Raw genomic sequence first — 18,514 nt, 5'->3', positions numbered from 1 at the left:
CGGACGCTAGTGCGCTACCCCTCAGCCATGGTAGACACTTTCTACAATCTGTTCACTCTGGGTGGTTCGTGACCGCCCACCGCACCGGGAGCCTAAATGGCGGAGACCCTTCAGCAGCTGCTTCTCGAACGCGCGGACCAGGACACCGTCGCCGTCAAGTATGGCGAGACGACCTGGACGTGGCGAGAGTACGTCGCCGGAGCCAAGGCGCAGGCCGCCGCCCTGATCGGTCAGGCCGACCCGCTGCGGCCGCTGCACGTCGGCACCCTGCTGGGCAACACCCCCGACATGCTGACGGCGCTGGCCGCCGCGGCGCTGGGTGGCTACGTGCTGTGCGGTATCAACAACACCCGTCGAGGTGAGGCGCTCGCGCGCGACATCGCGCGCGTCGAATGCCAGATCGTGCTCGTAGATCAGGCGGGTCGAGAGCTCCTCCAGGACGTCAAACTGCCGGGCGTCACCGTCATCGACGTCACCGCGACCGAGTGGCCGCAGCAGGACCTGACGCCGCATCGTGAAGTCGGGCCCGACGACACCTTCATGATGATCTTCACCTCGGGCACCAGCGGCGAGCCCAAGGCCGTCGAGGTGGCGCACTCCATCGTGCTGTTCTCGGCCGCGGCGCTGGTGCAGCGCTACCACCTCACCGAGGCCGACACCTGTTACCTGGCGATGCCGCTGTTCCACTCCAACGGCGTCTACGCCGGCTGGGGCGTCGCCCTCGGGTCCGGAGCGGCGATGGCGCCGGCACAGTTCTCCGCGTCGAGATTCCTCCCGGACATCCGCCGCTACGGTGCGACCTACATGAACTACGTCGGCAAGCCGCTGGCCTACATCCTGGCCACCGCCGAGCAGCCCGACGACCACGACAACCCGCTGCGGGTGGCCTTCGGCAACGAGGCCGCCGACCGCGATATCGACGAGTTCAGCCGCCGGTTCGACTGCAGCGTGTGGGACGGCTTCGGCTCGACCGAGCTCGCGATCATCATCACCCGCTCCGAGGGCACCCCGGCCGGCAGCGTCGGACAGGGGTTCCCTGGTGTGGCGATCTACGACCCGGAGACCGTCGAAGAATGCGAGGTCGCCCGCTTCGACGAGACCGGCGCGCTGGTCAACGGCGACGCCGCCACCGGCGAGTTGGTGAACACCAACGGCAGCGGCATGTTCCGCGGCTACCACAACGACCAGGGTGCGACCGACGAACGGCTGCGGCACGGCATGTACTGGTCGGGCGATCTGGCCTACCGCGACGCCGACGGCTGGATCTACCTGGCCGGCCGCACCACCGACTGGATGCGGGTCGACGGGGAGAACATCACGGCGGCCCCCATCGAACGAATCCTGTTGCGCCACCCGGTGATCAGCCGGGTCGCTGTCTATCCGGTGCCCGACGAGTTCATCGGCGACCAGGTGATGGCCGCCATGGTGCTGCGTGACGGACACACCCTCGACCCGACGTCATTCGCGGAATTCCTGGCCGCCCAGCCGGACATGTCCCCGAAGTCCTGGCCGCGGTACGTCTGGCTCGCCGACGACCTGCCCAGCACCGCGACCAACAAGATTCTGAAGCGGGAACTGGTCGCCCTCGGCACGGATCCGGCCGGTCGGTTGGTGTGGAAGCGCGACGGTACCGAGTACCGGCAGCTGACCGAAAACTGATTTCTGCCGACGTGTCCCCTCAACGGGCCCCCGTTCGTCTCACTGCTGTTGGACGATCAACCCAGAAGGAGACAACGATGAAATACGCAACGCTGATCTACATCAAGCCGGGCAGCCACGACGCGGAGCTCACCGACGACGAGCAGGCCGCGCTCAGCGCGGAGTACATGGCCCTGCGGTTCGAGCCGCAGTGCGTCGGCGGCGGCCACCTGCAGCCGGTCGAGACGGCCACCACGGTGCGCGGTGACGGGCTGATCACCGACGGACCGTATGCCGACACCAAAGAGGTGTTCGCCGGCTACTTCGTCATCGAGGCCGACAACCTCGACGATGCCCTGGCCTGGGCGCAGCGGATCCCGGCGGTGCGCCTCGGTGGTGGCGTCGAGGTACGGCCGCTCTTCGAGGTACCGGTGGAGACGGGCTACTGATCGAGGCGATCTTCCAGCGCGAGTGGGGCCGCGTGCTGGCCGCGCTCATCGGCATCCTCGGCGACTTCGACCTCGCCGAGGATGCCGCGCAGGAAGCGTTCGCCCGAGCGGCCGAGCGCTGGCCCCGGGACGGCGTGCCGGCTGCGCCGGTGGCCTGGCTGGTCCGCGCCGGACGCAATGTGGCGATCGACCGGTTGCGCCGCGAGCAGACGCTGCGCGCCAAGACCCGGCTGCTCGAAGCGGATCAACAGGCAACCACGATGGACGAGATCGACCTCGATGACAGCACCATCGGCGACGAGCGCCTGCAGCTGATCTTCATGTGCTGCCATCCGGCGCTGGCACGTGAGGCGCAGGTGGCGCTCACGCTGCGGGCTCTTGGCGGGCTGACCACCGCCGAGATCGGGCGCGCGTTCCTGGTTTCCGAGGACACCATGAAGCGGCGTCTCTCCCGGGCCAAGACCAAGATCAAGGCGACGAACATTCCCTTCGCCCTGCCTGCCGACCGGCTGCTGCCGGACCGGGTGGCGGCGGTCCTCGCGGTGCTCTACCTGATCTTCAACCAGGGCTTCACCGAGCGGGACGATCTCGCCGCCGAAGCGATCCGGCTCGGCCGGCTGCTCGCCGAACTACTGGCCGACGAACCCGAGGCTTACGGGCTGCTGGCGCTGATGCTGCTGCACGATTCGCGACGCGCGGCCCGCGTGGTCGACGGCCAGGTGGTGCCGCTCGCCGAACAGGATCGGACATTGCACGACCAGACCAAGGTCGACGCCGGACGGGCCGCCCTCGACCGGGCGCTGGCCCTGCGGCTGGCCGCCGGGCCGTACGTGCTGCAGGCGGCCATCGCCTCGTTGCAGGCCGATGAGGAGATCGATTGGGACGAGGTCGTGGTCTTGTACGAGCGGCTCGAAGAGCTGACCGGATCACCGGTCGTCGCACTCAACCGTGCGGTGGCCGTCGCCGAGGCCGGTGATCCCGCCCGGGCGCTGGACCTCATCGACGCGCTTGACCTGGGCGATTACCGTTATCTGCCGTCCACTCGGGCGGAATTGTGGCGCCGGCTGGGCCGCACCGACGAGGCGCGCAGCGAGTTCGAACGAGCGCTGGCACTGGCCACGACCGAGGCGGAACGACGATTCCTGGAGCGCCGGCTGGTCGAGCTGCGTCCTGGCGCCGCCAAGGAATAGTCACCGGCTCGGCCGCGTTTAGGACCTTGGCGGCTGACCTGGCATAATCGACCGCCGAACCCCCTCGGTTCCGGTTCACGTCCGAATAATCGGGCGACCCGGCGCCATCGATCGCAGAGGACCATGAAATGAAATCGGGTATTCACCCCGCATACGTCGAGACCACTGTGGTCTGCGGTTGCGGCAACAGCTTCCAGACTCGTAGCACCAAGGACAGCGGCCACATCGTGGTCGAGGTGTGCTCGCAGTGCCACCCGTTCTACACGGGCAAGCAGAAGCTTCTCGACACCGGCGGCCGCGTGGCTCGCTTCGAGAAGCGCTACGGCAAGCGCACCGCCGGCGCGAAGGCCGAGTCCGAGAGCTAGCTTCCACGGGCGGCGCCCGATCTGTCGCATTCGCGTCAGGTCTGGGCGCCGTTTTCGTATCCAGAACCCGGCACCCCAGAACTACCGCAGGAGTCCTCAAGTGGCACAGACAGATACAGCGCCCCGCATCGAGGCGCTGCTGGCCGAGCACGCCGATCTCGAACGGCAACTGGGGGACCCGGGTCTGCACGCTGACGCCGGCGCGGCCCGTAAGGTCGGTCGCCGCTTCGCGCAGGTGTCGCCGATCGTCGTGACCTACCGCAAGCTCGAGGCCGCCCAAGGCGACCTCGAAGCGGCCCGCGAGCTGGCCGCAGAGGACGCCGCGTTCGCCGCGGAGGTGCCCGAGCTGGAGGCCCGCGTCGCCGAACTCGATGCCAAGCTGACCGATCTGCTGGCCCCGCGTGATCCGCACGACGCCGACGATGTCGTGCTCGAGGTGAAATCCGGTGAGGGCGGCGAAGAGTCGGCGCTGTTCGCGTCCGACCTCGCGCGCATGTACATCCGGTACGCCGAGCGCCACGGCTGGACCGTCACCGTGCTCGACGAGACCTGGTCGGACCTCGGCGGCTACAAGGACGCCACCATCACCATCGCCAGCAAGGGCGATTCCGCCGACGGCGTGTGGTCGCGCATGAAGTTCGAAGGCGGCGTCCACCGCGTGCAGCGCGTGCCCGTCACCGAATCGCAGGGCCGCGTGCACACGTCGGCAGCCGGCGTCCTCGTGTACCCGGAGCCCGAAGACGTCGAGCAGGTGCAGATCGACGAATCCGACCTGCGCATCGACGTCTACCGGTCGTCCGGCAAGGGCGGTCAGGGCGTCAACACCACCGACTCGGCGGTCCGCATCACCCACCTGCCCACCGGCATCGTCGTCACCTGCCAGAACGAGCGCTCGCAGCTGCAGAACAAGGCCCGCGCCATGGTGGTGCTCGCCGCGCGCCTGCAGGCGCTGGCCGAGGAACAGGCGTCCGCGGACGCCTCCGCTGACCGCGCCAGCCAGATTCGCACCGTCGACCGCAGCGAGCGCATCCGCACGTACAACTTCCCGGAGAACCGGATCGCCGACCACCGCATCAACTTCAAGGCCCACAACCTCGACCAGGTGCTCGACGGCGACATGGACGCGCTGCTCGACGCCCTCGCCGCCGCCGACAAGCAGGCCCGGCTCGCGCAAGAGTGACGGGCCCGAGTGAACTCCGTCAGGCAAGCGATCGCTGACGCGGCGGCCGTGCTGGCCGCCGCGGGCGTCGACTCGGCGCGGGTCGACGCCGAATACCTCGCCGCGCACGCTGCCGGGGTGGACCGGGCCCGGGTGATGTTCGCCGAGCCCGACCCGGCGTTCTATCCGCGGTTCCATGATCTGGTGACGCGTCGCGCCCAGCGAATTCCCTTGCAGCACTTGATCGGAACAGCCGCGTTCGGCCCGGTGGAGGTGCAGGTCGGTCCGGGGGTGTTCATTCCCCGCCCGGAGACCGAGGCGCTGCTGGAGTGGGCGATGAACCAGTCGTTGCCGCCGAGCCCGGTGATCGTGGACCTGTGCACCGGGTCGGGAGCGCTGGCCCTCGCGCTCGCGCACACCTGGCCGCAGGCGCAGGTCGTGGCCGTCGAGAAGTCCCCGGAGGCCCTGGTCTATGCCCGGCGTAACTGTGCCGGACGCGCCGTCGAAGTGCTTGAGGCCGACGTCACCGTTCCCAGCCTGCTGGCAGACAGGGACGGCACAGTGGACCTGCTGGTGTCCAACCCGCCCTACATCCCCGACGGCGCCGAGCTCGATCCCGAAGTCATCGACCACGACCCGGCCGCGGCCCTGTTCGGCGGGCCCGACGGCATGTCCGTCATCGTGCCGATCGTCGCGCTGGCGGCCCGGTTGCTGCGTCCGGGGGGCAAGTTGGGCATCGAGCACGACGACACCACGGCGGATCAGGTGGTGGCCGCGTTGGACCGCGACGGTACGTTCGGTGACATCACCGCACGGCGCGATCTGACCGGGCGGCCCCGGTTCGTCACCGCGACTCGACGGTAAACGGGTCATGGCAACCGACGAACGCTTGCGTGAGGAGTCATAGATGGAGACGTTCGACTGCGGCGATGCGGCGAAACGCAGCACCGGGATCGCGTCGGCCATAAGTGCCCTCAAAGGCGGGCGCCTGGTCGTGCTGCCCACCGACACCGTCTACGGTCTCGGCGCCGACGCCTTCAACAGCGAGGCCGTCGCGGCGCTGCTGGCCGCGAAGGGGAGGGGCCGCAACATGCCGGTCCCGGTTCTGGTCGGTTCCTGGCGCACTATCGACGGCCTGGTCTACACCGTCCCGCCCTCGGCGCGGGACCTGATCGAGGCGTTCTGGCCCGGAGCGTTGAGCCTGGTAGTGCGCCAGGCCCCGTCGCTGTCATGGGATCTCGGCGACACCAACGGCAGCGTCATGCTGCGTATGCCGCTGCACCCCGTGGCGATCGAGCTGCTGCGCGAGGTCGGCCCCATGGCCGTGTCCAGCGCCAACATCTCCGGCCAGCCGCCCGCGGTCAACGCTGACGAAGCGCGCGAGCAGCTGGGCGAGAAGGTCGAGGTGTACCTCGATGCCGGCCCGGCGACCAAGCAGGCCGCGTCGACCATCGTCGACCTCGCCGGCGCGACGCCCCGGGTCCTGCGCGAAGGGCCGATCTCTGCCGCGCAGATCGCCGAAGTGCTCGGCGTCGACGCGGAGTCCCTGACCGGCGAGGTGCCGTGACCGTAGTTGCCGACGCCGGCCGGCTGCTCGCGCAGATCGATCGCGGTACCGGGGTCCCGCTCCGGGAGCTGGTGCTGGTCGGTCTCACCGCGGCGATCATCACGTACTTCGCCACCGGCTGGGTACGGGCGCTGGCCTTCCGGTTCGGTGCGGTCGCCTACCCGCGCGAGCGTGACGTCCACGTCCAGCCGGTCCCGCGGATGGGCGGGCTGGCCATGTACATCGGGGTGGCCGCCGCCGTTCTGCTGGCTTCCCAATTGCCCGCGCTGACACGTGGTTTCGTCTATTCCTCCGGTATGCCCGCGGTCGTGGTGGCGGGCGGCCTGATCATGCTGATCGGCTTGATCGACGACCGCTGGGGCCTGGACGCCCTGACCAAGTTCGCCGGCCAGATCACCGCGGCCAGCGTCCTGGTCACCATGGGCGTGGCCTGGAGTGTGCTGTACATCCCGATCGGCGGCGTCGGCACCATCGTGCTGGACCAGGCGTCATCGATCCTGCTGACCCTGGCGCTGACGGTCTCGATCGTCAACGCGATGAACTTCGTCGACGGCCTCGACGGCCTGGCTGCCGGGCTCGGACTGATCACCGCGTCGGCCATCTGCATCTTCTCGGTCGGGCTGCTGCGCGACCACGGCGGTGACGTGCTGTTCTACCCGCCGGCCGTCATCTCGGTGGTGCTTGCCGGCGCGTGCTTGGGCTTCCTGCCGCACAATTTCCATCCGGCCCGCATCTTCATGGGCGACTCCGGGTCTATGCTGATCGGCCTGATGCTGGCCGCCGCGTCGACCACCGCGGCCGGCCCGATCTCCCAGAACGCCTACGGCGCGCGCGACGTGTTCGCTTTGCTGTCGCCGTTCCTGTTGGTCGTTGCGGTGATGTTCGTGCCGGCCCTCGACATGCTGCTGGCGATCGTCCGCCGCACCCGTGCCGGCCTCAGTCCGTTCAGCCCCGACAAGATGCATCTGCACCACCGGCTGCTGCAGATCGGCCACTCGCACCGACGCGTCGTACTGCTCATCTACCTATGGGTGGGGATCGTCGCGCTGGGGGCGGCCAGCACCATATTCTTCGACCCCCGATACACCGGTGCGGTCATGCTCGGAGCCATCCTGCTGGCCGCCATTTTCACCCTGATCCCGCTGCTGCGGCGGCGCGATGACCTGCCAGAAGGCGAGTACGACAAAAAGTAGTAGGTGCCCGTTTTTGGGTGCCCACCATGTGGTACGGTTCTGGCAGAACCCGAAAAACCTCGCGGGTTGCCGGCCCGGCCCATCGGTTCACACAAGCCGATCGGCGCCGAATGACGACCGACAAAGGGAGCTTCCCCTTGGGTGATTCCAGTGTGCCCGACGCGCTCGATGTGACCTTCGATACGCTCTGTGGGCACGCACACAGGATTGCCAGGTATATGGGGACGGCACTCGTGACCGCGGGATTGAGGTGAACACAATGACGACGCCAGCGCAAGACGCGCCTTTGGTGTTGCCGGCAGTGGCTTTTCAGCCCGTGCGTTTGTTTGCTATCTCGCTCCTCGTCACGGCCATCGCGCTCGGTGGCGGCTACGCAGTGAGCGGCAATCTCAAATTCGGTGCCTTCTTCGGCCTGGGGATGGCGCTCGGTCTGGCCAACGCCATGATGGTCCGTCGCGCGGTTGCCAAGGTCACCGCCAAGGACCACCCGCTGAAGATGCAGATGGCAGCCAACTCCGCGATGCGGTTGGTGGCCATCTCCGTGATCGCCCTGCTGATCACGTGGTTTTTCAAGCCAACCGGAATCGGCGTGCTGTTCGGGGTGGCGTTGTTCCAGGCGATTCTTGTCATGAGCACGGCATTGCCGGTCATGAAGAAGGTGCGCGCCGGCCAGCGTGAAGGTGGCGCCGGCGCCGACGGACCAGAAGCACACGACGGATCAGAAGCAAAGGACTGACGACCCAAGTGATTCAACAATTCACCGCCGAGGCCGCCATTGAGGTCGGCCACCACGAGCAGCACGAGCTGTGGGGCTACACCTTCAACGTCGACACGATCATCGCCACCAGCGTGGCCGCGGTCATCGTCATTGCGTTGGCCTTCCTCGTGAAGGCGAAGGTGACCTCGACCGGAGTTCCCGGCGGTGTTCAGCTGTTCTTCGAGGCCATCACCATCCAGATGCGCCAGCAGATCGAGACCGCGATCGGTATGAAGGTCGCGCCCTTCGTGCTGCCGCTGGCCGTCACGATCTTCACCTTCATCCTGATCTCCAACTGGCTCTCTGTTCTGCCGGTGCAGTTCGGTGGGGAAGGCGGTGGCGCCAAGGAGCTGCTGGCCCCGCCGGCCTCGGACATCAACTACGTATTGGCGCTCGCGCTGTTCGTCTTCCTCTGCTACCACGCTGCGGGCATCTGGCGCCGGGGCGTCTTCGGCCACTTCAAGAAGCTGCTGAAGGGCCACGTCGCGGTCCTGGCGCCGATCAACATCGTCGAGGAGATCGCCAAGCCGGTCTCGCTGTCTCTGCGACTCTTCGGCAACATGTTCGCCGGCGGCATCCTGGTCGCGCTGATCGCGATGTTCCCCTGGTACGTGCAGTGGGCGCCGAACGCCATCTGGAAGACCTTCGACCTGTTCGTCGGCCTGATCCAGGCGTTCATCTTCGCGCTGCTGACGATCCTGTACTTCAGCCAGTCGATGGAACTCGACGAGCATCACTAACCAGCAAGACCTGTAGGAACCGCAAATAAGACCCTGGTAGCGCAGCTACCAGTTACCAAGGAGGAAAAAGAGAATGGCCGACGCAGCAACGAACGCCACTATCATCCAGGGCGCCCTCATCGGCGGTGGCTTGATCATGGCCGGTGGCGCCATCGGCGCCGGTATCGGTGACGGTATCGCCGGCAACGCGCTGATCTCGGGCATCGCCCGCCAGCCGGAGGCCCAGGGCCGCCTGTTCACCCCGTTCTTCATCACCGTCGGTCTGGTGGAAGCCGCGTACTTCATCAACCTGGCCTTCATGGCGCTCTTCGTGTTCGCCACCCCGGGCCTGTCGTAATCCGTCGACATGGGTGAATTGAGCGCAACCATCCTGGCTTCGGGCCAGGCAGCAGCGGAAGGCGGCGGGGGTCAGAACTTCCTGATCCCCAACGCGACCTTCTTCGTCGTGCTGATCATCTTCCTGATCGTGCTCGGCGTGATCGGCAAGTGGGTTGTGCCACCGATCAGCAAGGTCTTGGTCGAACGCGAGGAAATGCTGGCCAAGACCGCTGCTGACAACCGGAAGTCGGCTGAGCAGGTGGCCGCCGCAGAGGCGGACTACAACGCGGCGATGGCGGGCGCTCGCACGGAGGCCTCGGCCATCCGTGACGAGGCCCGCAACGAGGGCCGCAAGGTCGTCGACGAGGCGCGTGCAGCGGCAAGTGGTGAGGTGGCCGAAACCCTCAAGGGTGCCGACCAGGCACTGTCCGCGAAGCGGCAGTCCACAGAGGCCGAACTGCAGTCGTCGGTCGACAACCTGTCCCAGACGCTGGCGAGCCGAATCCTCGGCGTGGACGTGAAATCAGGCGGGAGCCAGTAGATGGAAATCTTCATCGGGCAGCTGATCGGCTTTGCCGTCATCGTGGCCATCATCTGGAAGTACGTGGTACCTCCGGTGAAGGGCCTGATGGCCAAGCAGCAGGAGGCCGTTCGCGTCGCGCTGGCCGAAAGTGCCGAAGCCGCAAAGAAACTCGCTGACGCCGACGAGATGCACGCCAAGGCTCTCGCCGACGCGAAGGCCGAGTCGGGCAAGGTGACCGACGAGGCCCGGCACGATTCGCGGCGCATCGTCGAGCAGCTCAGCGAGCAGGCCGGCGTCGACGCCGAGCGCATCAAGGCGCAGGGCGTCCAGCACGTCGAGCTGATGCGCCAGGGCGTCATCCGCGAGCTCCGTCAGGGGCTGGGTGCGGAGTCGGTGGCCAAGGCCGACGAGCTGGTGCGCCAGTTCGTCGCCGAGCCCGCCGCTCAGGCCGGCACTGTCGACCGCTTCCTCGCCGATCTCGAGCAGATGGCGCCGTCCTCGGCTGAGGTCGGTACCCACGCCGAGGTGAAGCTGCGGGCCGCGAGCCGGGAGTCACTGACCGCGCTGGTCGGCAAGTTCGACGCCACGGCCAACGGCCTGGATGCGGCTGCGCTCACGGCGCTGGCCGATGATCTGGCCGCCGTCGCCCGGCTGCTGCTGACCGAGGTCAACCTCGACCGGCATCTGGCCGAGCCCGCAGATGACCCGGCTCCCAAGGTCGCGCTGCTGGACGCGGTGCTGTCCGGCAAGATCGGCGCCCCCGCCCTGGAGCTGCTGCGCTCCGCGGTGTCGTCGCGGTGGTCGGAGCAGTCCGACCTGGTCGACGCCGTCGAGCACATCGCTCGCCTGGCGCTGATCAAGCGGGCCGATGTCAGCGGTGAGGTCGCCGAGGTCGAGGACCAGCTGTTCCGGTTCAGCCGTGTGCTGGACGCGCAGCCGCGCCTGTCGACGCTGCTCGGTGACTACGGCACTCCGGTCGATGGCCGAGTTGCCTTGCTGGACAAGGTCCTTACCGGTGCCAACGGCTCGGTCAACAGCTCCGTCAAGGCGCTGCTGACGCAGACCGTGAGCCTGCTGCGCGGCGAACGTGCCGATGAGGCAGTTCTCGACCTGGCAGAGCTGGCAGTCGCCCGCCGCGGTGAGGTTGTTGCCCACGTGGAAGCCGCCGCGGCACTGTCCGATGCCCAGCGGACCCGACTCACGTCGGTCCTGACCCGCATCTACGGCCACCCGGTGTCCGTCCAGCTGCATGTCGATCCGAGCCTCCTCGGTGGTCTGACCATCACCGTCGGTGACGAGGTGATCGACGGATCCATCTCGTCACGACTGGCCGCCGCCTCCAACCGGCTGCCGGACTAACCCAGACTCCGAAACACCCAAGACTAGGTAGGAAGACCAAAAACCATGGCAGAGTTGACAATCTCGGCTGCTGATATCGAAGGTGCCATCGAGAACTACGTAACGACGTTCTCGGCCTCGAACGATCGCGAGGAAATCGGCACCGTCGTCGACGCCGGTGACGGCATCGCACACGTCGAGGGTCTGCCCTCGGTTATGACGCAGGAGCTCCTCGAGTTCCCTGGCGGTGTTCTGGGCGTGGCCCTGAACCTCGACGAGCACAGCGTCGGTACGGTCATCTTGGGCGGCTTCGAGAAGATCGAAGAGGGCCAGCAGGTCAAGCGCACCGGTGAGGTGCTCTCGGTGCCTGTCGGCGACGCCTTCCTGGGCCGCGTCATCAACCCGCTGGGTGAGCCGATCGACGGTCAGGGCGAGATCGTCGCCGAGACCCGTCGCGTGCTCGAGCTCCAGGCCCCTTCGGTGGTTCAGCGCCAGGGCGTCGGCGAGCCGCTGCAGACCGGTATCAAGGCCATCGACGCCATGACCCCGATCGGCCGTGGCCAGCGCCAGCTCATCATCGGTGACCGCAAGACCGGCAAGACCGCGGTCTGCGTCGACACCATCCTGAACCAGCGTGAGGCCTGGGAGACCGGCGACCCGAAGCAGCAGGTCCGCTGCGTCTACGTCGCGATCGGCCAGAAGGGCACCACCATCGCCAGCGTGAAGCGCGCGCTGGAAGAGGGTGGCGCGATGGAGTACACCACCATCGTCGCGGCCCCCGCCTCCGACCCCGCCGGCTTCAAGTGGCTGGCTCCGTACACCGGCTCGGCCATCGGCCAGCACTGGATGTACGCCGGCAAGCACGTGCTGATCGTGTTCGACGATCTGTCCAAGCAGGCTGACGCCTACCGCGCCATCTCGCTGCTGCTGCGCCGCCCGCCGGGCCGCGAGGCCTTCCCGGGTGACGTCTTCTACCTGCACTCGCGTCTGCTGGAGCGTTGCGCGAAGCTGTCCGACGAGCTCGGTGGCGGTTCGATGACGGGTCTGCCGGTGATCGAGACCAAGGCCAACGACATCTCGGCGTTCATCCCGACCAACGTCATCTCGATCACCGACGGCCAGTGCTTCCTGGAGTCCGACCTGTTCAACCAGGGTGTGCGCCCGGCCGTGAACGTCGGTGTGTCGGTGTCCCGCGTCGGTGGTGCCGCTCAGATCAAGGCGATGAAGGAAGTTGCGGGCTCGCTCCGCCTAGACCTGTCGCAGTACCGCGAGCTGGAGGCCTTCGCGGCCTTCGCCTCGGACCTGGACGCGGCGTCGAAGGCTCAGCTGGACCGCGGCGTTCGCCTGGTCGAGCTGCTCAAGCAGCCGCAGTACAGCCCGCTGGCCGTCGAGGATCAGGTCGTCGAGATCTTCCTCGGTACCCAGGGCCACCTGGATTCGGTTCCGGCCGAGGACGTTTCGCGCTTCTCCGCCGAGCTGCTGGAGCACGTGAAGGCCAGCCACGCCGAGATCCTCGACGGGATCAAGTCGACCAAGAAGCTCTCGGAGGAGAACGAGGAGAAGCTGGTCTCGGTCATCAACGAGTTCAAGAAGGGCTTCGCCGCCACCGACGGCAGCTCGGTCGTGGTCAAGGAAGCCGGTGTCGAGGCACTGGACCCTGCTGAGCTCGGCCAGGAGTCGGTGAAGGTCCACAAGCCGGCACCGAAGAAGGCCTAGGTAACCAATGGCAGCCACACTGCGCGAGCTACGCGGACGGATCAAATCCGCCTCGTCGATCAAGAAGATCACGAAGGCGCAGGAGCTGATCGCCACGTCGCGGATCGCCAAGGCGCAGGCCCGGGTTGATGCAGCCCGGCCCTACGCCACCGAGATCACCAACATGCTCACCGAGCTTGCGGGGGCCAGTGCGCTGGACCACCCGCTGCTCGTCGAGCGGAAGAATCCCCGCCGTGCCGGGGTGCTGGTGGTGTCGTCGGACCGCGGCCTGTGCGGCGGCTACAACGCCAACGTGCTGCGTCGGGCCGAGGAACTGTTCACGTTGCTGCGCAACGAGGGCAAGGACCCGGTGCTGTATGTGGTCGGCCGAAAGGCCTTGGGCTACTACAGCTTCCGTCAGCGTGCCGTCGCCGAGTCCTGGACCGGCTTCTCGGAGCGTCCGGAGTACACCAACGCCAAGGAGATCGCCGACACCCTGGTGGCGGCGTTCATGGCAGGAGCCGACGACGAGGGTGACGGACCGGGTGCCGACGGCATCTTGGGCGTCGACGAGCTGCACATCGTCTCGACCGAGTTCAAGTCGATGCTGTCGCAGACCGCCGAGGCGGTGCGGATCGCCCCGTTGGCCGTCGAGTACTCGGACGAGCCGGTCGGCATCCAGACGCTGTACTCGTTCGAGCCGAGCGCGGACGTGTTGTTCGATGCGCTGCTGCCGCGGTACATCGCGACCCGTGTCTACGCGGCACTGCTTGAGGCCGCGGCCTCGGAGTCGGCTTCGCGTCGACGCGCCATGAAGTCGGCAACGGACAACGCCGACGACCTGATCAAGGCCCTCACGCTCGCCGCGAACCGCGAGCGCCAGGCCCAGATCACCCAGGAAATCAGCGAAATCGTCGGTGGCGCCAACGCGCTGGCCGACGCGAAATAGGCCCCGTAGGAAGCGAAGAGAGATATGACTTCTGCCGTAGAGACCAAGACCGCCGGTCGCGTGGTTCGCATCACCGGCCCGGTGGTGGATATCGAGTTCCCGCGCGGCTCGGTGCCCGAGCTGTTCAACGCTCTGCACGCCGACATCACCTTCGGTGCGCTGGCAAAGACTCTGACCCTCGAGGTTGCTCAGCACCTCGGTGACAACCTGGTGCGCTGCATCTCGATGCAGCCGACCGACGGCCTGGTGCGTGGCACCGAGGTCCGCGACACCGGTGCCTCCATCTCGGTGCCAGTCGGCGACGGCGTCAAGGGCCACGTGTTCAACGCGCTCGGCGACTGCCTGGACGAGCCCGGCTACGGCAAGGACTTCCAGCACTGGTCCATCCACCGCAAGCCGCCGGCCTTCGCCGACCTGGAGCCCCGCACCGAGATGCTGGAGACCGGTCTGAAGGTCGTCGACCTGCTGACCCCGTACGTGCGTGGTGGCAAGATCGCCCTGTTCGGTGGTGCCGGTGTCGGTAAGACGGTTCTGATCCAGGAAATGATCAACCGTATTGCCCGCAACTTCGGTGGTACCTCGGTGTTCGCCGGCGTCGGTGAGCGCACCCGTGAGGGCAACGACCTGTGGGTCGAGCTCGCGGACGCGAACGTGCTCAAGGACACCGCGCTTGTGTTCGGCCAGATGGACGAGCCGCCAGGCACCCGTATGCGCGTCGCCCTCTCGGCCCTGACCATGGCGGAGTACTTCCGCGACGAGCAGGGCCAGGACGTGCTGCTGTTCATCGACAACATCTTCCGGTTCACCCAGGCCGGTTCCGAGGTCTCGACCCTGCTGGGTCGTATGCCTTCGGCCGTGGGTTACCAGCCGACGCTGGCCGACGAGATGGGTGAGCTCCAGGAGCGCATCACCTCGACCCGTGGTCGGTCGATCACCTCGATGCAGGCCGTGTACGTGCCCGCCGACGACTACACCGACCCGGCCCCGGCCACCACGTTCGCCCACCTGGACGCCACCACCGAGCTTTCTCGTGCGGTGTTCTCCAAGGGCATCTTCCCGGCCGTGGACCCGCTGGCATCGTCCTCGACGATCCTGCACCCCAGCGTCGTCGGTGCCGAGCACTACCGGGTGGCTCAGGAAGTCATCCGAATCCTGCAGCGCTACAAGGACCTTCAGGACATCATCGCCATCCTCGGTATCGACGAACTGTCGGAAGAGGACAAGGTGCTGGTGTACCGCGCCCGTAAGATCGAGCGCTTCCTGAGCCAGAACATGATGGCCGCCGAGCAGTTCACCGGCCAGCCGGGTTCGACGGTGCCGCTGAAGGAGACCATCGAGGCGTTCGACCGTCTCGCCAAGGGCGACTTCGACCACCTGCCCGAGCAGGCGTTCTTCCTCATCGGTGGTCTCGACGACCTGGCGAAGAAGGCCGAAAGCCTCGGCGCCAAGCTGTGATGAGCGCTTGCGCGAAGAACCGACTGGCGCAGTTCGTCGTCAGTACTAGTCGAAAGGTGGTGTGACATGGCCGAAATGGACGTCGAGATCGTCGCCGTCGAGCGCGCGCTGTGGACAGGCAAGGCCACATTCGTCTTCACTCGCACCACCGCCGGCGAGATCGGCATCCTGCCCCGGCACATCCCGTTGGTCGGCCAGCTGGTCGAGGACGCGATGGTCCGGGTCGAGCGCGAGGGCGAGGATGATCTGCGGATCGCAGTGTCCGGCGGGTTCCTCTCGGTGACCGAGGAGACCGTGCGGATTCTGGTGGAAGACGCGGCGCTGGAGTCGGAGATCGATGCGCATGCGGCCAAGGCCGATGCCGCGTCGGACGACGAGGCGACCGCTGCGTGGGGCCGGGCGCGTCTGCGCGCCGTAGGCCAGCTCGACTGATATCCCGATGAGCGCGTCCATGTTGATGATGGTCGCGCTCGTCGGTGTGTTGGTGCTGGCTGTAGCGGCCCTGAGTTATCGGCTGTGGAAGTTGCGTCAGGTTGGCGGTACTGCCGCCATCCTGCGCGACTACCCGGCTGCCGGCGGCCACGGGTGGCGGCATGGAGTCATGCGCTACCGCGGTGGTGAGGCCGGCTTTTATCGTTTGTCGAGCCTGCGCTGGTGGCCCGACCGGACACTGTCCCGTCGTGGCCTGGAAGTCGTCGGGCGCCGCGCCCCACGGGGCGACGAATTCGACATCATGACCATCGAAACGGTCATTCTCGAGCTGCGCGACAACAGTCCCGAACGGCGCAGCGGTTACGAAATCGCTTTGGACCGTGGAGCTTTGACGGCTTTCACATCGTGGCTGGAGGCCCGGCCGTCGCCGCGGTCGCGCCGCCGCGCGGTCTGATTTCTGCTACTGCATGCCGCCGCCGGGCTGCCACAGCACATCGCCATCCGGGTTCGCGACCCGCGACAGGATGAACAGCAGATCCGACAGCCGATTCAGATATTTGGCCGGCAGGATGCTGACGCCGTCGCCGTGTTCGTCGATCGCCTGCCAGGCAGCTCGCTCGGCCCGCCGCACCACGGTCCGGGCGACGTGCAGGTACGCCGACAGGGGAGTGCCGCCGGGCAGGATGAACGACGTCAGTTTCGGCAGCGGTTCGTTGAACTCGTCACACCACGCTTCGAGCCGATCGATGTACGGCTGGGTGATCCGCAGCGGCGGGTATTCCGGATTCTCGACCACCGGGGTCGACAGGTCCGCGCCGGCATCGAAGAGATCGTTCTGAATCTGCAGGAGTACCAAGCGAATTCGTTCGTCGGGTGCGCCCGCAGAGACGGCGACGCCGATCGCGGCGTTGGCTTCGTCGCAGTCGGCGTACGCCGCCAGGCGCGAATCGTTCTTCGACACGCGGCTGAAATCGCTGAGTCCGGTCGACCCGTCGTCGCCGGTCCGGGTATAGATACGGGTCAGGTGAACAGCCATGGTCAAACCGTACTCGCGGAGACTTCTTCGTGGCCTGACACCGGCCGACGCCGCTGTCTACACTTAGCCGCGTGAGCGAGCGTTTCGTGGTGACTGGGGGTAGCCGGTTGTCCGGCGAAGTTGCCGTGGGGGGCGCTAAGAACAGCGTGCTGAAGCTGATGGCCGCGGCACTGTTGGCCGAGGGCACCACCACGATCACCAACTGTCCGGACATCTTGGATGTGCCATTGATGGCCGAGGTGCTGCGCGGTCTCGGGGCCACCGTCGAGCTCGAAGGTGACGTGGCCAGAATCACCTCACCTGACGAACCCAAGTACGACGCGGATTTCGCCGCGGTCCGGCAGTTCCGCGCTTCGGTGTGTGTGCTCGGGCCGTTGGTGGGCCGCTGCAAGAAGGCGAAAGTCGCGTTGCCCGGTGGTGATGCGATCGGATCGCGGCCGCTGGACATGCATCAATCCGGTCTGCGGCAACTCGGTGCCCGATGCAACATCGAGCACGGTTGCGTGGTCGCTGAGGCCGATCACCTGCGTGGGGCCGAGATTCAGCTCGAGTTCCCGTCGGTGGGTGCGACCGAGAACATCCTGATGGCTGCCGTGCTCGCCGAGGGCGTGACGGTCATCCACAACGCAGCGCGTGAGCCGGACATCGTCGACATCTGCGACATGCTGAACCAGATGGGGGCCAAGGTCAGTGGGGGAGGGACCTCGACCCTGACCATCACCGGGGTGGACAAGCTGCATCCGACCGAGCACCGGGTGATCGGTGACCGGATCGTGGCAGCGACCTGGGGAATTGCCGCGGCGATGACGCGGGGCGATGTCGCCGTGACGGGGGTGGACCCGCAGCATCTGCAGCTGGTGCTGCACAAACTCCACGACGCCGGCGCGACCGTGACCCAGCACGACAACGGTTTCCGCGTCGTGCAGTACGAACGGCCGAAGGCCGTCAACGTCGCGACGCTGCCGTATCCCGGATTCCCGACCGACCTGCAGCCGATGGCCATCGGCTTGGCGTGCATCGCCGAAGGCACCTCGATGATCACCGAGAACGTGTTCGAAGCGCGGTTCCGGTTCGTCGAGGAGATGATCCGCCTGGGCGCCGATGCGCGGACCGATGGACACCATGCGGTGGTCCGCGGAATTCCGCTGTTGTCGAGTGCACCGGTGTGGGCTTCGGATATTCGCGCCGGCGCCGGTTTGGTGTTGGCGGGATTGGTCGCCGACGGTGACACCGAGGTTCACGACGTTTTCCACATCGACCGGGGGTACCCGTTGTTCGTGGAGAACCTCGTAAGTCTGGGCGCGGAGGTCGAACGGGTCAGTTGACGGGGATTGGCGTGTCGCACTGACCGTTCCGACGGACAGCTGTGCAACACGTTTTCGCCGAAAAACCGCCCGTATGCAGCCGTTTTGTAAAATCAAGATCAGCCCGCTAATGTATTCCAAGTCAGCAGCGAGCGGGGCCGAAAAAGCCCAGAGCAAGAGCTTGACAGCCCGACCAAGAGGTAGTAGGTTGGTGGGGTTGCCCGAAAACGGCGTGTTGTTTGAGAACTCAATAGTGTGTTTGGTGGTTTTTGTTTGTTGTTTTTTGACTGCACCTCTTGTTTTCCCGTTTGTGGGGTGTGGTTGTTTTTTTGATGCCAGTTTGTTTGGTGTCTTTTGTTTGTGATCGGATTTTTCTGATTCGAATTCACCTGTCTTTGGATGGGTT

Annotated in this window: 21 protein-coding genes; 19 read left to right on the top strand and 2 right to left on the bottom strand. The window is 66.5% G+C overall.

Going from position 1 to position 18,514, the window contains the following annotated elements:
* The first annotated feature begins 96 nt into the window (after positions 1–96).
* The 18 genes from fadD1 to TL10_RS20975 all read left to right on the top strand — a co-directional run bounded on the left by fadD1 (position 97) and on the right by TL10_RS20975 (position 16,222).
* Positions 97–1,659 carry a fatty-acid--CoA ligase FadD1 gene (gene fadD1, locus TL10_RS21060; protein WP_043397013.1) on the top strand — a complete coding sequence of 521 codons (1,563 nt, stop codon included), beginning with the start codon at positions 97–99 and terminating at the stop codon, positions 1,657–1,659.
* Between the two features lie 77 nt (positions 1,660–1,736).
* Positions 1,737–2,087 carry a YciI family protein gene (locus TL10_RS21055; RefSeq protein WP_043987169.1) on the top strand — a complete coding sequence of 117 codons (351 nt, stop codon included), beginning with the start codon at positions 1,737–1,739 and terminating at the stop codon, positions 2,085–2,087.
* A gap of 32 nt (positions 2,088–2,119) precedes the next feature.
* Positions 2,120–3,277 carry an RNA polymerase sigma factor gene (locus TL10_RS21050; RefSeq protein WP_234711504.1) on the top strand — a complete coding sequence of 386 codons (1,158 nt, stop codon included), beginning with the start codon at positions 2,120–2,122 and terminating at the stop codon, positions 3,275–3,277.
* A gap of 128 nt (positions 3,278–3,405) precedes the next feature.
* Positions 3,406–3,642: a 50S ribosomal protein L31 gene (rpmE, locus tag TL10_RS21045; RefSeq protein WP_043987166.1), complete on the top strand. Its 237-nt coding sequence runs from the start codon at positions 3,406–3,408 to the stop codon at positions 3,640–3,642.
* 100 nt (positions 3,643–3,742) lie between these two features.
* Positions 3,743–4,822, top strand: coding sequence for a peptide chain release factor 1 (prfA, locus tag TL10_RS21040; RefSeq protein ID WP_043987165.1), 1,080 nt, complete (start codon positions 3,743–3,745; stop codon positions 4,820–4,822).
* A 9-nt stretch (positions 4,823–4,831) separates the two neighbouring features.
* Positions 4,832–5,665, top strand: coding sequence for a peptide chain release factor N(5)-glutamine methyltransferase (gene prmC / locus TL10_RS21035; RefSeq protein WP_043987163.1), 834 nt, complete (start codon positions 4,832–4,834; stop codon positions 5,663–5,665).
* A gap of 43 nt (positions 5,666–5,708) precedes the next feature.
* On the top strand, positions 5,709–6,368 hold the full coding sequence (locus TL10_RS21030) for an L-threonylcarbamoyladenylate synthase (protein WP_043987162.1): 660 nt from the start codon (positions 5,709–5,711) through the stop codon (positions 6,366–6,368).
* Positions 6,365–7,561: a glycosyltransferase family 4 protein gene (locus TL10_RS21025; protein ID WP_043397025.1), complete on the top strand. Its 1,197-nt coding sequence runs from the start codon at positions 6,365–6,367 to the stop codon at positions 7,559–7,561. The genes TL10_RS21030 and TL10_RS21025 overlap by 4 nt, the downstream gene beginning before the upstream one ends.
* A gap of 259 nt (positions 7,562–7,820) precedes the next feature.
* Positions 7,821–8,297: a hypothetical protein gene (locus TL10_RS21020; RefSeq protein ID WP_043987202.1), complete on the top strand. Its 477-nt coding sequence runs from the start codon at positions 7,821–7,823 to the stop codon at positions 8,295–8,297.
* An 8-nt stretch (positions 8,298–8,305) separates the two neighbouring features.
* The gene (atpB, locus tag TL10_RS21015) at positions 8,306–9,058 is read left to right on the top strand and encodes a F0F1 ATP synthase subunit A (RefSeq protein ID WP_192830277.1); all 753 of its coding nucleotides are present in this window, start codon (positions 8,306–8,308) and stop codon (positions 9,056–9,058) included.
* Between the two features lie 73 nt (positions 9,059–9,131).
* The gene (locus TL10_RS21010; protein WP_020104130.1) at positions 9,132–9,395 is read left to right on the top strand and encodes a F0F1 ATP synthase subunit C; all 264 of its coding nucleotides are present in this window, start codon (positions 9,132–9,134) and stop codon (positions 9,393–9,395) included.
* A gap of 9 nt (positions 9,396–9,404) precedes the next feature.
* Positions 9,405–9,917: a F0F1 ATP synthase subunit B gene (locus tag TL10_RS21005; protein WP_043397028.1), complete on the top strand. Its 513-nt coding sequence runs from the start codon at positions 9,405–9,407 to the stop codon at positions 9,915–9,917.
* Positions 9,918–11,258 carry a F0F1 ATP synthase subunit B/delta gene (locus tag TL10_RS21000; RefSeq protein WP_043397031.1) on the top strand — a complete coding sequence of 447 codons (1,341 nt, stop codon included), beginning with the start codon at positions 9,918–9,920 and terminating at the stop codon, positions 11,256–11,258.
* A 45-nt stretch (positions 11,259–11,303) separates the two neighbouring features.
* A complete protein-coding gene (gene atpA / locus TL10_RS20995) occupies positions 11,304–12,953 on the top strand; it encodes a F0F1 ATP synthase subunit alpha (protein WP_043397032.1) in 1,650 nt (549 codons plus the stop codon).
* A 7-nt stretch (positions 12,954–12,960) separates the two neighbouring features.
* A complete protein-coding gene (locus TL10_RS20990) occupies positions 12,961–13,881 on the top strand; it encodes a F0F1 ATP synthase subunit gamma (RefSeq protein ID WP_043987160.1) in 921 nt (306 codons plus the stop codon).
* A gap of 24 nt (positions 13,882–13,905) precedes the next feature.
* On the top strand, positions 13,906–15,336 hold the full coding sequence (atpD, locus tag TL10_RS20985) for a F0F1 ATP synthase subunit beta (RefSeq protein WP_043397038.1): 1,431 nt from the start codon (positions 13,906–13,908) through the stop codon (positions 15,334–15,336).
* Positions 15,337–15,402: 66 nt separating this feature from the next.
* Complete coding sequence (locus tag TL10_RS20980; RefSeq protein ID WP_043397041.1) at positions 15,403–15,768, top strand: F0F1 ATP synthase subunit epsilon; 366 nt, start codon at positions 15,403–15,405, stop codon at positions 15,766–15,768.
* 7 nt (positions 15,769–15,775) lie between these two features.
* On the top strand, positions 15,776–16,222 hold the full coding sequence (locus TL10_RS20975) for a DUF2550 domain-containing protein (RefSeq protein ID WP_043397045.1): 447 nt from the start codon (positions 15,776–15,778) through the stop codon (positions 16,220–16,222).
* Positions 16,223–16,228: 6 nt separating this feature from the next.
* Here TL10_RS20975 and TL10_RS20970 read toward each other — a convergent pair whose 3' ends face one another.
* Positions 16,229–16,804 carry a cob(I)yrinic acid a,c-diamide adenosyltransferase gene (locus TL10_RS20970; protein WP_043397047.1) on the bottom strand — a complete coding sequence of 192 codons (576 nt, stop codon included), beginning with the start codon at positions 16,802–16,804 and terminating at the stop codon, positions 16,229–16,231.
* 71 nt (positions 16,805–16,875) lie between these two features.
* On the opposite strand from TL10_RS20970, the gene murA reads away from it, so the two are divergent.
* Positions 16,876–18,129 carry a UDP-N-acetylglucosamine 1-carboxyvinyltransferase gene (murA, locus tag TL10_RS20965; protein ID WP_043397050.1) on the top strand — a complete coding sequence of 418 codons (1,254 nt, stop codon included), beginning with the start codon at positions 16,876–16,878 and terminating at the stop codon, positions 18,127–18,129.
* Positions 18,130–18,227: 98 nt separating this feature from the next.
* On the opposite strand, the gene TL10_RS31755 is transcribed toward murA, so the two are convergent.
* Positions 18,228–18,514: hypothetical protein (locus tag TL10_RS31755; RefSeq protein WP_234711503.1), on the bottom strand; the 287-nt coding region annotated here is incomplete at its 5' end.

The sequence above is a fragment of the Mycolicibacterium llatzerense genome (assembly GCF_000878195.1).
GTDB lineage: Bacteria > Actinomycetota > Actinomycetes > Mycobacteriales > Mycobacteriaceae > Mycobacterium > Mycobacterium llatzerense.
This window is presented reverse-complemented; position numbering and strand designations above follow the sequence as displayed.

Excerpts from the sequence above, each read along its gene's own strand:
- TL10_RS20970 (WP_043397047.1), bottom strand. The coding sequence starts at position 16,804 with ATGGCTGTTCACCTGACCCGTATCTATACCCGGACCGGCGACGACGGG.
- TL10_RS20990 (WP_043987160.1), top strand. The coding sequence starts at position 12,961 with ATGGCAGCCACACTGCGCGAGCTACGCGGACGGATCAAATCCGCCTCG.
- TL10_RS21055 (WP_043987169.1), top strand. The coding sequence starts at position 1,737 with ATGAAATACGCAACGCTGATCTACATCAAGCCGGGCAGCCACGACGCG.
- atpD (WP_043397038.1), top strand. The coding sequence starts at position 13,906 with ATGACTTCTGCCGTAGAGACCAAGACCGCCGGTCGCGTGGTTCGCATC.
- TL10_RS21005 (WP_043397028.1), top strand. The coding sequence starts at position 9,405 with ATGGGTGAATTGAGCGCAACCATCCTGGCTTCGGGCCAGGCAGCAGCG.
- TL10_RS21000 (WP_043397031.1), top strand. The coding sequence starts at position 9,918 with ATGGAAATCTTCATCGGGCAGCTGATCGGCTTTGCCGTCATCGTGGCC.
- TL10_RS21030 (WP_043987162.1), top strand. The coding sequence starts at position 5,709 with ATGGAGACGTTCGACTGCGGCGATGCGGCGAAACGCAGCACCGGGATC.
- fadD1 (WP_043397013.1), top strand. The coding sequence starts at position 97 with ATGGCGGAGACCCTTCAGCAGCTGCTTCTCGAACGCGCGGACCAGGAC.
- atpA (WP_043397032.1), top strand. The coding sequence starts at position 11,304 with ATGGCAGAGTTGACAATCTCGGCTGCTGATATCGAAGGTGCCATCGAG.
- TL10_RS20980 (WP_043397041.1), top strand. The coding sequence starts at position 15,403 with ATGGCCGAAATGGACGTCGAGATCGTCGCCGTCGAGCGCGCGCTGTGG.
- TL10_RS20975 (WP_043397045.1), top strand. The coding sequence starts at position 15,776 with ATGAGCGCGTCCATGTTGATGATGGTCGCGCTCGTCGGTGTGTTGGTG.
- TL10_RS21020 (WP_043987202.1), top strand. The coding sequence starts at position 7,821 with ATGACGACGCCAGCGCAAGACGCGCCTTTGGTGTTGCCGGCAGTGGCT.
- rpmE (WP_043987166.1), top strand. The coding sequence starts at position 3,406 with ATGAAATCGGGTATTCACCCCGCATACGTCGAGACCACTGTGGTCTGC.
- TL10_RS21010 (WP_020104130.1), top strand. The coding sequence starts at position 9,132 with ATGGCCGACGCAGCAACGAACGCCACTATCATCCAGGGCGCCCTCATC.